The following is a 16,180-nucleotide window of genomic DNA, read 5'->3' as shown; positions in this document are numbered from 1 at the left end:
GGGGCTCACCTCTTACCATTTCGAACAGAGAAGTTAAGCCCATTAGCGCTGATGGTACTGCCAATAGGTGGGAGAGTAAGTCGTTGCCTTTCTTTTAAACCTCATTACATCCGTAATGAGGTTTTTTTATGCTCAAAAATTTATTTCTTTATACTGACTTTTGTTAGCTTTTTTTAACTTTAAATAGATTAATTTTGCCAAAATTTATAAAGAATGAACAAAGCAATTTACATCGCTGCAAGTGAGACTAACTCAGGAAAATCTATGTTGAGCTTAGGTTTAATGCACTTGTTACTTCGTAAGAAACCTAAAGTAGGGTATTTTAGACCGATTATTGATAATTCAGCAGGTAATAAAATTGACAATCATATTAACACAATTCTTAATTATTTTAATCTTAAAAGTAAGTATGAGGATTGTTATGCCTTCACACGCTCTGAACTGATAAGGAAATTGAATGATAATAAAGAAGATGAAATTATCAATAAAATTATAGAAAAATATAAAAAATTAGAAGAAGAAAATGATTTTGTAATTGTTGAAGGTTCTGATTTTTCTGATCATGGAGCTGTTATAGAAATGGATCTAAACGTTTTGATAGCAAAAAATTTAGGAACCCCTGTAATTATCATTTCTGGTGGCGGTAATAAAACATTAGAAGAGTTTATACAAGGCTTACGACTAACGTATGATTCTTTTGTTAATAAAGATGTAAAAGTAATTGCGGTAGTTGCTAATAAAGTACAGGAAAAAAATATTCCAATTATTATTGAAGAAGTAGGTAAAAATTTACCTTCAGACGTTTCAATAAATACAATTCCGATTGATAAAAAATTAAGTAATCCAACCATTAAAGAATTTTTAAAAGAAATTGGAGCAAAGGTTTTATTAGGTGAAGATCTTTTAAATAATACTACTGGAGATATTAAAGTAGGAGCAATGCAATTATCACACTTTTTGCATAAGTTGACCGATGATAGTGTAGTGGTCACTCCTGCCGATAGATCAGATATTTTATTAGGTACTTTACAGGCAAATATTTCAAGTAATTATCCAGCTGTATCGGGTATTATTTTAACAGGAGGAATAGAACTTAATTCTTCTATTGTTAAATTGATTGAAGGACTAGAAAAAGTAGTCCCTATTTTGTGGGTAAAAGACGGAACCTTTAATGTAGCCTCTCGATTAGGAGCCATTCGTTCGCATATTTATGCAGAAAATGTTGATAAGATAAAAACCTCTATCAATATGTTTGAAAAATATGTTGATGTAACTAGTTTAAACGAAAAACTGATAAGTTATAAAAGAACAGAGGTGCTAACTCCTAGAATGTTTCAGTATAATCTATTAAAAAAAGCTAAAGAATCACGTAAACATATTGTTTTACCAGAAGGAAATGATGATAGAATTTTGATAGCCGCTTCTCAATTGCAAAAAGCAGATGTTGTTACACTTACCATTTTAGGAAAAAGAGTAAATATAGAAGCTTCGGTAAAGCGATTAAATATTTCGTTTGATTTTGAGAAAACTAAAATTATTAATCCGATAGAGTCAACATATTTTGCAGATTTTTCTAACACCTTATATGAATTAAGAAAGCATAAAGGTTTAAGTCCTGCTATGGCAGAAGATTTAATGGGCGATGTTTCTTATTTTGGAACAATGATGGTGTATAAAGGATTAGCAGACGGAATGGTTTCTGGTGCAGCGCACACCACTCAACATACTATAAAACCAGCACTACAGTTTATAAAAACTAAACCAGGCTTTTCGGTAGTTTCTTCAATTTTCTTTATGTGTTTAGAAGATAGAGTTTCGGTGTTTGGCGATTGTGCTATTAATCCGAATCCTTCAGCAGAAGAACTTGCAGAAATTGCAATATCATCAGCAGATTCTAGTATAGCTTTTGGAATTGACCCTAAAATAGCGATGTTATCTTATTCGTCTGGAACTTCGGGTAAAGGACAAGATGTTGATACTGTTAGAAAAGCTACCGAAATTGTGAAAGAAAAACGACCTGATTTAAAAGTTGAAGGACCTATTCAATATGATGCCGCAGTAGACCCATCTGTAGGAAAAAAGAAACTCCCCAACTCAGAAGTTGCAGGTCAAGCAAATGTATTGATTTTCCCAGATTTAAATACAGGAAACAATACCTATAAGGCCGTACAACGTGAAACAGGGGCTTTAGCAATTGGGCCAATGTTACAAGGCTTAAATAAGCCTGTAAATGATTTAAGTAGAGGGTGTACTGTCGATGATATTTTTAACACCGTAATTTTAACAGCAATTCAAGCACAAGAATAATTTGTCTATCAATATAAAAACCATGAAAGTTTTAGTTATAAATTCAGGAAGTTCATCTATAAAATATCAATTGTTTGAAATGCCTCAACAAGAAGTTCTTTGTTCGGGGTTAATTGAAAGAATTGGCTTAAAAAAAGGAGCGGTTCATTACAAATCGAATAAGTATGTAGTTGAAGATGAAGTAGGTATTAAAAATCATAAAGATGGTTTAGAGAAAGTGGTTGATTTATTACTCGATAAAAAAGTAGGTGTAATTTCTTCTACAGATGAAATTAAAGTAGTAGGGCATCGAGTGGTGCATGGAGGAAGTACATTTACAAAAACTACTGTAATTACCGATAAGGTTAAAAAGAAAATAGCATCGTTATTTACCCTAGCACCACTGCACAACCCTCCAAACTTAGAAGGAATTGAGGTGGCAGAAACAATATTTAAAAAAGCTGTTCAAGTAGCTGTTTTTGATACCGCATTTCATCAAACCATACCTGTTGAAGCCTATAAGTATGCAATTCCGAATCAATTTTTAGACGAACATCAAATTCGTTTGTATGGCTTTCATGGAACGAGTCATAAATACGTGTCGCAAAAGGCAAATGAGTATTTACAAAAAGAAACTTCAAAAATTATTACCATTCACTTAGGTAATGGATGTAGTATTACAGCAGTAAAAAACGGAAAAAGTATTGATCATAGCTTAGGTTTTGGGCCGGTTACAGGTTTAATTATGGGAACCCGTTCAGGAGATATAGACCACTCCTTAATTTTCTACTTAATGAATAATTTAGGCTACGATGCTAATTCTATAAATAATATGTTGCAAAAAGAAAGCGGAATGTTAGGGTTAACAGGCTTTAGTGATTTACGCGATATTGAATCAGCAGCAGAAAAAGGAGATGCTAACTGTCAATTAGCATTGCATATGAATGCTTATCGAATAAAAAAATATATTGGGGCGTATGTAGCTGCTATGAATGGTTTAGATGCAATTGTGTTTACAGCAGGTATTGGTGAAAATTCTGATGTAATTCGAAAATTGGTGTGTACCAATATGGAGTATTTAGGTATTGAATTAGATGTTGAAAAAAATGCTATTCGTGCTAAAAAACTTATAGAAATACACAAACAAACGTCTAAAGTTAAAGTATTGGTTATTCCAACCAACGAAGAGCTAGAAATAGCTAAACAATCGTATGAGCTAGTATAGTTTTTAGATATCTTCACGTAAAAATTTAATTTTTTGTTATTCAATTAATTAATATTCGATTGTTAATATGGCATAGTCTTTTTAAGACTATTTCGCTACTAAACAGAACTTTTAGGAGTATTAATTTGGCGTTTTGGAGCAATATGGATTAAGCATACTAATTACTTTTGTGAGAAAGGGAAGATTTTTTAACATAATTTTTAGGTGTAAGTTCTTTTATTTTATACAAAATTTTATTCTAAAACGGTATGTTAACGCTTAAGAAGAAGAAATTATTTTTTGTCAAGGTATGTGGCATATAAATTTACTATGATGCCCCGACAATATTAAATTTGAATATAAAAAAATTGAAATAGTTTTTTTTAGACTATATTGTAGATGCGTAGTTTTTTTATACTGATACCTAAGTTTTAGTATAGAATAATACTACGATATATGTAGGGTATAAAATATTGATAAAAAAATAGAAAAGCATTTAACTTTTTTGACTACAGGATATAGTTATTCTTTTTTAAAAAAAGACGCCTTAGGTAAGGCATACAACTTTGTTTAAAATTGAAAAAAATCAACCCTATTTTAAAAACGATTGCCATAATTTTATTTATGATGGGCAAACAAGTGGTATGCCAGAGTATGGATTGCCTTATAAGCTAACATATATAATTTTTTTAGGTTTTTGTTTTAGGTTAAAACATGTGTATTCCCCTTAATTCATGATACTATAAAATATGTGCCTTTACACTAGTGTTAGGTATATAATTATTTAACTTTTAAGTGTTAGTAAGAGTAGTGTTAAAAGAATATAAGGACATGGAAAATAATCAGTTTAATTATCAAAAGAGACAGCAGTTTGTACGTTTTTTACTTCTTACAACGCTGGTGTTGTTTTGCTTTCTTATAAAAGATTATATAGTTTCTTTGGTTTTGGCTGTAATTTTTTCAGGATTATTGAGTCCTGTTTACAAATGGGTTTTAAAAGGCTGTAAAAAACGAAAAGCATTAGCAAGTGCAATAACAATTGTTTTATTTGTATTGCTTATTGTTGTTCCCTTTTTTTTAATCCTTGTCGAAATTATAAACCAAGCTTCATTTGTGTCTAAGCAAATATTTCCTTTTATAAAAGAACAAATTTCTACGTTTTCTTTTCAAGAAATTAAACTACCTACATGGTTGCCATTTAGCAACCAATTGGAACCTTATACAGGAGAAATTTTCACCAAAATATCTCAGTTTTTAGGAGGGGTTAGTAATATTGTTGTAAAAATGCTTACCAATTTTACTCAAGGCACCTTTGTTTTTTTCTTAAATGCCTTTGTAATGCTTTACGCGATGTATTATTTTTTGATTTCAGGAAATAATATTCTAAATAAAGCTAATAACTACTTGCCTTTAACTAAAGACGAATTTAATATGCTAGCCCATCAGGTAATTTCAATTTCAAGAGCAACAATTAAAGGCGCTTTTTTTATTGGTATTATTCAAGGTTTCTTAGTAGGGGTTGGTTTTTGGTTTGTGGGGTTACCTGGGGCGGTTTTTTGGGGAGCTGTAGCCACGATTATATCTATTATACCGAGTATAGGCACTTCTTTAGTGTATATTCCTGCAGCTATGTATTTACTAATAGTGGGTAAAATAGAATATGGTATTGGCTTATTTATTTGGGGAGTTGGTATAGTAAGCACAATTGACAATATTTTACGACCTAAACTTGTTGGTAAAGATACACAGATGTCTGATGTGTTAATCTTAGTAACCTCTTTAGGAGGTATAGGAATGTTTGGTATTTCAGGCATTATTATAGGTCCTTTAATAGCTGGGGTATTTATTTCATTATTAAACATTTATAAAAAACTTTTTGTTGCAATCTAAAGAAAAAACATAATAAGAAAAAAACAGATAAGCTTAACCAAATAAAACTAACTATTATGAAAGATAAAAAAAATCAACCAATTGAGGTAAACTCTATTAAGAGTTCTCTTTTTAGTTTTGAAGAGCCTTCTTGGGAAAAAAAGTATAGGTGCAGTGTAGCAAAAGATTATTCTGATTTTATTAAAATAAAAGTTCAAAGTAGTTTATATGTGCAACATATAACCTCTGAATTTTTAAAAACACTAGTTTTTTTAAGTATTCCTAAAACGATTAATAATTTATTTGTACTAGACTTTCTTCAAAACAAAGTTGTTTTATCTCAAGAGTTTAGAAAAGTTTGTTACGATAATAAAACAGCGGTTATTTCTGCTATAATGCTAAAAAGAATTTCGGCAAGTAAACAATTTTCAAAGTATAATTTTAGTATTTGTTTTTCTCGAAGATGGATGGAAGAAAATGTTTTTACAGATTATTTAAAATTTTCTGAAAATTTTGAGAATAAAGAGGGGATAAACGTTGCAATTAAAGACGATTTTACTCTTTGTAAATTAATCAAAGAAGTGGATATTTATAATTCTAAAAAATTAGATTTTAATGCGAGTATTTTTAAATTAATGGGGTGTTTTTTTGAAAATTTAAATAATAGAAAAAACAAACACGAACAAATTACAAAAAATGTACATTCTAGAGATCGAAATAAACTCATAAAAGTAGGTCAAATTATGGATAATTATCCTGAAACAAGAGTTCAGGTAAAAGATTTAGCCGATTATTCGGCAATGAGTCTTTCAAAATTTAAACGCCTTTTTAGCTGCCACTTTGGTACAACACCTTACCAGTATTTACTTCGAAATAAAATGGAAAAATCTATGAAATTATTAAAGAGTGGAAAGTGTACTGTTTCTGAAGCAGGATATAAAATGGGCTATACCAATTTAAGTCAATTTTCAAAAGCATTTAAAAAACATTTTGGGCATTTGCCTAGCGAGGTAAAAATTAATTTTTAAAAACATGCAGCTATGAAAATAGGTAATAAAAACATACAGATAAGCATTGATAATCTTTTAAAATTGCTATTGGTGTTAATTTGTGCGAATAGTTACTCACAAAATGATAAAACAGGTTTAGGCAGGTTTAGATATGTAGAAGTAAGAGGCCATACGGGCTTCCATGCTTATACGGGAAACGATGATTTAAAAACGTTTATGGAATCAGGTTACGGCTCTGTTGAGGTTAGATTTGGTTGGCAGCCTTATGGTGAGGGGCATTGGTCTGAACAATATGCATACCCTAGTTATGGTTTTGGACTTTACAAAGGCTTTTTAGGAAGTCCAGAAATATTTGGAGAGCCTTCTGCTTTGTATGGTTTTATTAAATTTCATTTAACTGACGACCATAGAAGAAATATTTTTAGTATTGAACCAGCTTTTGGGCTAACGTATAACCTCGAACCCTATAATCCAGACACCAATCCTTTTAATAATGCTATTGGAGCTCGTATGGCAATTTATTTTAACCTTAAGTTTGGATGGTCGTATAAATGGACTCGTGAGATGGATGTTACCTACGGATTTGATGCTACACACATGAGTAATGGAAGAACATTTACCCCAAATTGGGGGCTTAATATGCTGGGGATAAACTTAGGGGTAAGTTATAATTATAACCCTGATCAAAGAAAAATAAGTAACGATGTTTATAGTTCTACAAATCTTTTACCTGTACGGTATAAAAGACCGGGTAAAAAAAAGAATACAAAATATACCCAGAATAACAATTTTATAAATGTTTACGGAGCAATAAGTACCGTACAAACCTACGAAGATGTAGGTACAGATAAAAGGTTTATGGCGTATTCAGTTGTTTCAGAATTTCAGCACAAATTTAATAACATGCATAGTGTTTCGGCAGGGTTAGATTATTTTTTCGATGGAAGTTTAGAAGAAAAATACCCTGATAATCCTTCAAAAAGAAATCATTATGGTATACATGGAGGGTATGACTTTATGTTTTATAAATTTACAATTGTAGGTCAAATAGGGGTGTATTTAAATAAAAATGAAACCAAACCTTTTTACTTTTTTAGACCTGCATTACGTTATAATGTAGCTGATTGGTTTTATCTACAATTAGGTCTAAAAGCAAGAGGCTTTGCTGCAGACTGGGTTGAGGCAGGCTTAGGGTTTAGACCTTTTAATTGGTAGAAGTACCCAATTTTAGTTTTATGGTGCACTATACTAGTGTATTTGTGGTTTGTAGAGCAAAACCATTGCTAGTATTAAAACCTTGCTTCTTACATATAAAATAAAGTTTTTCACCTCAAAAATTACTTGTTTAAATCAAGAAAACTTGATAACCTTTCCGTTAATATTAAACTATGCAGGCTAATTTGTTCAGTTTAATATATCAACTTTAAAGTTAATTAAAATAAGCCCAAAGCAGCAAAAATACGCATTGAACTTTTAGAGGTATATTAAAAACGTTTAGGGATAACTTACAGTTTATTTTATTATTAAATTTGGTAAAAGGTTGTAGTTGAAAGTATATTTTATTTAGAACTTGTTTTTGTTATTGCACCTAACAATTAGTATTGCTTATTGTATTTTATCTGTTTATTCAATAGGTTTTAATAGGTATAAAAACGTATTGAAAATTATTTTAAAGTATAAAAATGTAATGTATTAAAAACTATTAAAAAACTAATTTATGAAACACAAACTGTTATTTGCGCTGTTTTTTTCTCTTTGCGTCGTTTTTTCGTACGCTCAAGAGCAAAAAAATCAAGGGGGAAATGCTACTGAAAAAGTTGAAAAAAAGAAAAAAAAGAAAAAAAAGAAAAAAAAGAAAAATGGAATTATATGGCTTCCTGTACTAGCATCAAATCCTGCAAATGGATTTGTAATTGGAATTGCACCAACTTTAAATTGGAAAACGTATGATTCAGAAAAAACAAGCTATTCGTCTTTATTGGGGTCATTTACTTGGACAACAAAAAAACAAATTTTATTCCTTTTAAAAGGGAATGTTTATTTTAAAGACAATCAAGCTATGGTTATGCAAGACATTCGCTATTTTAAAACCTCTCAACCTACATTTGGATTAGGGACAGGGCCTAGTACGTCTAAATTAGCAAGTAATGGTTTTGAATACGATGATAAAAATTATACTAAAGGGATTGATAAATCTCAACTGTTGAATTTTAATTTTTTGCGTATTTATGAAACCTACTTTAGAAGAGTAGGAGAAAGTCATCTTTATTTAGGTTTAGGTTATCATCTTGATATACACAGTAAAATTAAAGATGAGTTATTAGATTTAGATGCCAGTCCTCCTGTTGTTACAAGTCATTACGCTTATAGTACAAAATATGGATTTAATCCTGAAAAATATACTCTTTCAGGTTTGTCTGCAAACGCTGTATACGATAGTAGAGACAATCCTGTGAATCCGTATAAAGGGCGTTATGGGTTAATAACGTTTAAATATAATCCAGAATGGCTAGGAACTACTCAAGAATCAGGGTCTTTATGGTTAGAGTATAGAGATTATTTTACACTAAATAAATCACGTAAAAGAAATCTTTTAGCGTTATGGATGTATGGTAATTTTGAATTAGGAGGGGGTAAATTACCTTATATGGATTTACCAGCTTTAGGATGGGATCAATATGGGCGATCAGGAAGAGGATATCCACAAGGTCGATTTAGAGGACAATCTATTTTTTATACTGAAACAGCGTGGCGTTTTCCATTACAAAAAGACAAAGAACGTTGGGGAGGGGTGTTGTTTTTTAATATGAATTCTGCTACGAATGTTGATGCTAATATTAAAATGTTTAGTTATATAAACACAGGTTATGGTTTGGGCGTACGGTATATGATAAGCGAAAAATCGAGAACCAATATATGTCTTGATTATGGTTTTGGAAACTATGGTGCACAAGGTTTTTATTTAAGTGTTAATGAGGTGTTCTAAAAAAATATTAAAAAGCATGTAGGTTTCTTAGGTTAACCAAAAAAGAAATCCTTGAGCCAATCACCAAACCACTTTTTATCATTTAGGTATCGAGGGAGAAGACCAAGCTATATCTATATGGAAAAATCAGGAGCAAAAGCTTCGGTAAATTCATACTTTCTATGTGTTGCATACCATGCTGAAATAGCCGACCGTACAAATAGTACATTTGGTTCTTGCCGACATACAGGCAAGCGCTGAAAAACCAAAAGAACTATTTTTTTGCCAACTTTAGAATTAAGAATAATAAATAAAACTAATATGAAATTTGAAAACTACCTAATAGCTATTCTTGGATTAGGAATATTGATAACAGGATGTAATCCTCAAAAAAATCCTAATCACTCAGAAAACCTGCAAAAGCAAGACGGGAGTGTTCTCCCTTTTCCAAGACTTGCTTCTACAAGTGAGGCGGGGCAAACCTTAGCCGAAAGTAAGTTAGCACCCTGGCCCAACAACAAGCATTTGGCTAATGATGCACCTAACATTCTTATAGTTTTGATAGATGATGTTGGTTTTGGGATTTCAGAAACATTTGGAGGGGAAGTAGCCACGCCTACGCTTACAAAATTGGCAGATGAAGGAATTATGTACAATCGATTCCACACTACTTCAATTTGTTCTCCTACTCGGGCGTCTTTGCTAACTGGAAGAAATCATACAAGGGTTTCTTCAGGCACAATTGCAGAACGAGCCGTAAATTTTGATGGATTTACAGGCGTTATACCCAAAACTTCAGCAACCATAGCAGAAGTGCTAAAAAACTATGGTTACAATACTGCTGCCTTTGGGAAATGGCACAATTCTCCAGTCAACCAAACTACGGCAATGGGACCAAAAGACTTTTGGCCCAATGGATATGGATTTGAATATTTCTACGGTTTTATTGCTGGCGAGACCTCCCAATATGAACCACGCTTATTTGAAAATTATAATACAGTAGAGCCTCCTCACAATCCAAAATATCACCTTACTGAAGATTTAGTAGACAAAGGTTTGAAGTGGCTGGATGAACACAAAGCATATTCGCCAGACAAACCATTCTTTATGTATTGGGCTCCAGGAGCTGTTCATGGTCCACATCATATTTTTAAAGAATGGTCGGAGAAATATAAAGGTAAGTTTGATGAAGGTTGGGATGAGTATAGAACCCGAGTGTTTAAACGTCAGTTGGCTAAGGGTATCATTCCAAAAGGTACTGATTTGACAGAAAGAGACGCTACAATGGTAGCTTGGGAGGATATCCCTGAAAATGAAAAGGATTTTCAATTACGCTTAATGGAAGTGTTTGCTGGATTTGTTGAACATACAGACGTTCAGGTTGGTAGGCTGATTGATGGAATGAATAAAATGGGCTATAAAGACAACACCATCGTGATTTACATTTTTGGTGATAACGGCTCTAGCTCAGAAGGACAGAACGGGACTATCTGTGAGTTACTTGCTGAAAACCAGATACCAAACACCATTCAACAACAAATGTCTGCTTTAGACAAAATTGGAGGGCTGGATGCATTGGGAACCAAAAAGGTAGACAACATGTATCACTCTGGTTGGGCATGGGCAGGAGATACTCCTTTTAGAAGCACAAAATTGGTTGCAGCACATTTTGGAGGTACACGAAACCCAATGGTAATTTCCTGGCCAAAAGGCATTAAACCTGACAAAGCCATTCGAAGCCAATTTTTACACGTAAATGACATTGTTCCTACACTGTATGATGTTATTGGTATACCACAGCCTAAAGTAGTTAATGGGTTTGATCAAGATCCGATGGATGGTAAAAGTTTTGCGCAAACATTTTCCAATCCAAATGCTGAAAATTTAAAAAAGACTCAATTCTTTGACAACAATGGTAGCCGAGGAGTATATCATGAGGGATGGTTTGCTAGTACATTTGGCCCGTTATACCCTTGGGTTTCTGCTCAAAAAGGATTGGACAAATGGAATTCAGATGAAGATGTTTGGCAGCTTTACGATTTGAAAAATGATTTTTCACAGGCTCATGATGTATCGGCCAAGTATCCAGAAAAACTAGCCGAACTGAAAGAGCTATTCTTAAAAGAAGCCAAAGAGAACAAAGACTTGCCCATTGGTGCGGGTATTTGGCTTCGACTGCATCCAGAAAATGTGATCACCTCTCCCTACACTGAATGGACATTTAACCAAAACACCACAAGAATGCCTGAATTTGCTGCACCCGGCCTTGGTAAAAAAAGTAATACGGTGTTAATTGACCTTGAGGTTAATGAAAACCAAAGCGGTGTATTATATGCGCTTGGTGGTATCGGTGGTGGAGTAACTTGCTACATGGATAATGGATATTTAAAGTACGAATACAATATGATGATTATTCATCAGTATAAAATAGCTAGTAATTCTAAAATACCCCAAGGCAAACATACCTTTGACATTACCACTAAAATTAAAGATAATAAGCCAGGATCACCAGCAACGGTCACGTTAAAAGTAGATGGTAAAGAAGTTGGTACCATAACCACTTTGGGTACAGTACCAGTAGCTTTTTCGGCTAGTGAAACTTTGGATATTGGAACCGATTTAGGATCGCCTGTTTCCTTCGATTATTTTGAAAAGGCACCATTTAAGTTTGATGGTACAATAAATTCTGTTCATATCAAATTATTATAAATGAAATGAAAGCACGGGCATACAACATTAGTTATACGTAATGCGAGCGAAAGTGCTAATATGAAAGTAATTACAATGAAAAAACTAAAAACTAAACGGAAAGTGAAGTGTCTTAAAATCCTGCACTACGCATAGCCGAGACCGTTATGGGTAATAAATATGCAGATATAGGTTTGGATGCGGAAAGAGCACATGCTATAGTCCATATAGTCCATGAATTATTTTACAAGTAGAAATATCTCAACTTCGGTACATTCAGATTTTGCCATGGCATCAGCAGATTCATTATCATTGACTTGTATAGCTACCACGAGGTTTACAGATAGAGGCAAATCATTACGTTCTATTTAAGTTGTTCTGTTTATGATGCGATGAAGGCTATTACAATTAGTGGGCTCGTACATTTTCAAAGAAAAATAGTATCGGTTCTATAAAAGTAGGTAAAATAGCCAATTTTACGATAACAATTTGTAATTAAAGCCGCTACTACTCAAAGTTTTGTAGTTTCAAATTGAGATAAAGAATCATTGAAAAAAATGTATAACAAATGCAGTACTGAATTTATTAAGTATGATAAATATTCTGAATTTAAATCAATAATTATGAAAAAGTTTTTATTTACTCTTTTTGTGCCACTATTCTTTATGTCTTGTAAGAGTAGTGCACAACAATTTAAAAGTACAATTCAACAAAAACCTAGTTATGCCAAAGAAATGACTGCCGATGGTAAGATATTAGTTGATGAGTCTAACTTTACCATTGCGGAGACTGATCGTTACATGTCAGATCATGCATCAAAATACCCCTTAAATGTGTTTCATCATATAAGAAAAATGAGTAGTAAAGACAATCAGGTAGTTGTACGCGAAAATCAGGATGTAATGTATAGTCGAGCTTTAGTTGATGTTACCAATGGAGCTACGTTTATAAACCCAGCATGGGATCAATATTCTGTGATTCAAATAAATGATGAAAATGAATATATAGTTGGGGTTGTATACCCTGGTGAGCAACTTACTGTTACGCCAAAAGATTTAGCCTTAGGTCACCATGTTTTTGTAAATATGAGAACAGGATTGCGCTCATTAGATGCGGCTGGCTATGATGAAGCACACAAGCATCAAGATGCAGTAGTCATTAAGGCTAATTCTGCAATTCCATATAAGCCCAAAGCATTTGATAAGGTAAGTTTAAAAGCAACAAGAGATGAATTAAAAGCTAGAGCCAATGAAGACGACAAACCTCGCTATTATTTTGGAACTAAGGAAGAAGTTGCTGAACACCCAAAACAATTTTTAATAGCTTCTGCATTAGGTATATTTGGTTTGCCGATAAAAGATGCTGCCTATTTAAATACTATTCAGCCTCCTGTTGAAGCTCGTTCTGGTGCATGTGCATCGTTAACATTACCTGTACCACCCCTTCAATTTAACAAAGGAGGTTTCTTTTCTGTGACCACATATGATAGCAAAGGGTGGATTGTAAAAGATAATTTCGCTCTCAATAACAATCAAGCAACACCGAATGATGATGGCACTTATACATTTCACTTTAATTGCCCAGGCACCATAAATAACATGAACGTGGTTCAGGATTGGACAGTTTTAATTCGATTGTATAGACCAGTTAGCGCAGATGCAGTTTTAGAATATATGAAATCAGCAAATAAGAACATAAAGATTGAGTTGATAAAACAATAAATTCTGAAACAATAATTATGAAAATAAAATATATACCAATATTGGTTTTTTATTTGGCAATGTGTTTTTCAATAAATGCACAACAACACAAAAACGACAATAGAAGTCCAGAGTTTAATGTAGCGCCTTATTTTAATTATAGTACTACTATTGGAGCAGGGTTTGGGTTAGTGCCGATGTACTCTTTTTATGTTGATAAAAATGATATGCAATCTCCTAGGTCGATATTAGGGGTGGTGGGATATTATACAACTAATAATTCTTGGGCAGTAGTTAATTTTGGTAGTTTTTTCTTTGATAAAGACAAGTGGCGGATTGTTTATGGTATAGCTATAGATAATTATAATTTTCAAACCTATGTGCAAAATCAAGGTTCAGGAGACGATTTTTTAGATTATGCTACAGAATCGGATGTTATAACGCTTGATGTAAAACGTAAAATTTTTGGAAAAGTATACTTTGGTTTAGGATACACTTATCAACATTCTAAAACTGATTTCGAAGGAGATTTATCGGATATAAATACCGAATTAAATATTTTAAAATTTGAAGTGTTTAGAGATGCACGAGATGATATAAATTATCCTAAAAACGGAAGTTTGTTAAAACTTCAGTTTAATCATTTGCCAAAATGGATAGGTAATTCAGAGTTGTCTAATGTACTTATTATTAACTATAACAGGTATATAGGGGTAGTAGATAATCGTGATATAGTAGCATTGCGTTTTCATACAAAATCAGGTTTAAAAAATGTGCATTTTCAGCAACAAGTGGTCGTTGGGGGTGTAGATTTAAGAGGTTATTCTGATGGTAAATATAGAGGAGACGGAATGTTAGATATTCAAGGTGAATACCGTTGGAATTTTCGTAATAAGCTGAGGTTAAGTGCTGTTGGCTTTGCAGGCTTGGGTACCTTATATGGTTCTGATACCGAAGATTTTAATTGGAGCCTTTACCCTAGTATTGGAGCAGGTATTCGATGGACCGCTTTAACCAAAAGTCATATAAATGTAGGGTTAGATGTTGGTTTTGGTAAAGATGATTGGGGTATTTATTTTCGATTTAAAGAGGCGTTTTAATATTTATTAACGAATAAAAAAATATTAAAAATTTTAATTATGAAAAAAATTGTTTTAATAACTATAGCTATACTTAGTTTATTGAGTGTAAGTGCACAACAAAAGAAAAAGAATATGAAGAATATGGCAAAAGAAAAGAAAGTATATTTTATGCCTATTCCTTTTGTAATGTCTAACCCTACTTATGGAACTTCTTTTGGTGCTATGGGGGCATTTATGTATAAATTGAATAAAGAAGACCTAGTTTCCCCTATGTCAAAGTCTTCTTTTATGGGTATGTATGGTATTAATAAGAGTTATACTTGGTGGATAAATCAAGAGTTTTATTTCAATGAAAATAGAACTAGGGTGATTTTAAATTTAGGTTCATCTCATATTCCTGTTAAATACATGTATGATGATGGAGATAATATGTCTTATAATGAAAATATTTTTTTCATTAGAGCGAAAGCTTTGCAGAGATTTGCTAATAATTTTTATGCAGGTCTATACTATAATTATACGCCTCAAGATTTTTTAGACTACACAAATAATACAAAAGATAAGAATATAATGGTTGATGATATTACCCAATCTACTATTGGAGTTATGGCAACTTACGATTCTCGCGACTATATTTTTTATCCGACTAAAGGGTATTGGGTAACAATATATCTTTCTACAACACCAAAATTTTTAGGTTCAACAGATAATTTTTCAGCTCTTAACTATAGTGTTATAAAATACTTTCCAATGGCTGATAATGATATTCTTGCTCTTCGCTTATATGGGGTAAATAAGTTTGGAAATGTTCCTTATGGTGCCTTGGCTATGTATGGAGTGAGTACGGTAGATTTAGTTCAAGTTGATCTTAGAGGGTATATGAGAGGTAAGTATAGAGGCAAAAATCAAATAGATATTCAAGCAGAATATAGACTGAATTTTTCAGGAAAATTAAAACGATTTGGCTTAGCAGCTAATATAGGGAGTGGAAGAATTTGGGATACAGGTGATTTAGAAGAAATATATGGAGGTAAAAATGTTTGGCTTCCTTCATTTGGTGGTGGATTAAGGTTTAATTTAATTCCTAAAAAACACATGAATTTAAGACTCGACTATAATTATGGTATTCATGGTAACCATGCGTTGTATTTGGGTTTGTATGAAGCTTTTTAAAACTGTTGTTTTTAACAATAGCGTTATATTTTGGTTATTATAAGTCATGGTGAAAAGGATAAATCTAAATTTTTTCATTTTCAAAATAAAATTAAATAAAAATAATATCAATAATTAATTTGTAAGTAAGTTGTGTTTAAACAGCGGGGTTTAATATAATTATTCCCTGCTGTTTTTAAAAACATTTAAACTTAGAAAGAACA

11 protein-coding genes and 1 rRNA gene are annotated in these 16,180 nt (G+C 32.3%); all 12 read left to right on the top strand.

All coding sequences use genetic code 11. The features are described 5' to 3' along the window. Nucleotides 1-92 (top strand): 5S ribosomal RNA (gene rrf, locus AB2B44_RS06495); the annotation flags it as partial. Between the two features lie 121 nt (nt 93-213). Then, complete coding sequence (pta, locus tag AB2B44_RS06490; protein ID WP_369048759.1) at nt 214-2,307, top strand: phosphate acetyltransferase; 2,094 nt, start codon at nt 214-216, stop codon at nt 2,305-2,307. Nucleotides 2,308-2,329: 22 nt separating this feature from the next. Beyond that, a complete protein-coding gene (locus AB2B44_RS06485) occupies nt 2,330-3,511 on the top strand; it encodes an acetate/propionate family kinase (RefSeq protein ID WP_369048758.1) in 1,182 nt (393 codons plus the stop codon). Nucleotides 3,512-4,321: 810 nt separating this feature from the next. Next, nucleotides 4,322-5,380 (top strand): AI-2E family transporter, encoded by a 1,059-nt coding sequence (locus AB2B44_RS06480; RefSeq protein ID WP_369048757.1) that lies wholly within the window; start codon nt 4,322-4,324, stop codon nt 5,378-5,380. Between the two features lie 56 nt (nt 5,381-5,436). Next, entirely contained in the window at nt 5,437-6,387 is a 951-nt protein-coding gene (locus tag AB2B44_RS06475; protein ID WP_369048756.1) for a helix-turn-helix domain-containing protein, read from the top strand. A gap of 12 nt (nt 6,388-6,399) precedes the next feature. Continuing rightward, complete coding sequence (locus tag AB2B44_RS06470) at nt 6,400-7,584, top strand: acyloxyacyl hydrolase (protein ID WP_369048755.1); 1,185 nt, start codon at nt 6,400-6,402, stop codon at nt 7,582-7,584. A gap of 502 nt (nt 7,585-8,086) precedes the next feature. Then, nucleotides 8,087-9,355, top strand: a complete 1,269-nt coding sequence (locus tag AB2B44_RS06465; protein WP_369048754.1) for a BamA/TamA family outer membrane protein — start codon at nt 8,087-8,089, stop codon at nt 9,353-9,355. A 117-nt stretch (nt 9,356-9,472) separates the two neighbouring features. Then, the gene (locus AB2B44_RS06460) at nt 9,473-9,595 is read left to right on the top strand and encodes a hypothetical protein (protein ID WP_369048753.1); all 123 of its coding nucleotides are present in this window, start codon (nt 9,473-9,475) and stop codon (nt 9,593-9,595) included. Nucleotides 9,596-9,655: 60 nt separating this feature from the next. Further along, nucleotides 9,656-12,043 carry a sulfatase-like hydrolase/transferase gene (locus AB2B44_RS06455; RefSeq protein ID WP_369048752.1) on the top strand — a complete coding sequence of 796 codons (2,388 nt, stop codon included), beginning with the start codon at nt 9,656-9,658 and terminating at the stop codon, nt 12,041-12,043. Nucleotides 12,044-12,645: 602 nt separating this feature from the next. Next, nucleotides 12,646-13,743 carry a DUF1254 domain-containing protein gene (locus tag AB2B44_RS06450; protein ID WP_369048751.1) on the top strand — a complete coding sequence of 366 codons (1,098 nt, stop codon included), beginning with the start codon at nt 12,646-12,648 and terminating at the stop codon, nt 13,741-13,743. Nucleotides 13,744-13,760: 17 nt separating this feature from the next. Then, the gene (locus tag AB2B44_RS06445; RefSeq protein WP_369048750.1) at nt 13,761-14,822 is read left to right on the top strand and encodes a BamA/TamA family outer membrane protein; all 1,062 of its coding nucleotides are present in this window, start codon (nt 13,761-13,763) and stop codon (nt 14,820-14,822) included. Between the two features lie 39 nt (nt 14,823-14,861). Further along, nucleotides 14,862-15,977, top strand: coding sequence for a BamA/TamA family outer membrane protein (locus AB2B44_RS06440; protein WP_369048749.1), 1,116 nt, complete (start codon nt 14,862-14,864; stop codon nt 15,975-15,977). The last annotated feature ends 203 nt before the right edge of the window (nt 15,978-16,180 follow it).

It is taken from the genome of Tenacibaculum sp. UWU-22 (assembly GCF_041021355.1).
Lineage (GTDB): Bacteria > Bacteroidota > Bacteroidia > Flavobacteriales > Flavobacteriaceae > Polaribacter.
Note: the sequence above shows the minus strand (reverse complement) of the source record. Positions and strands in the feature narration are given on the sequence as shown.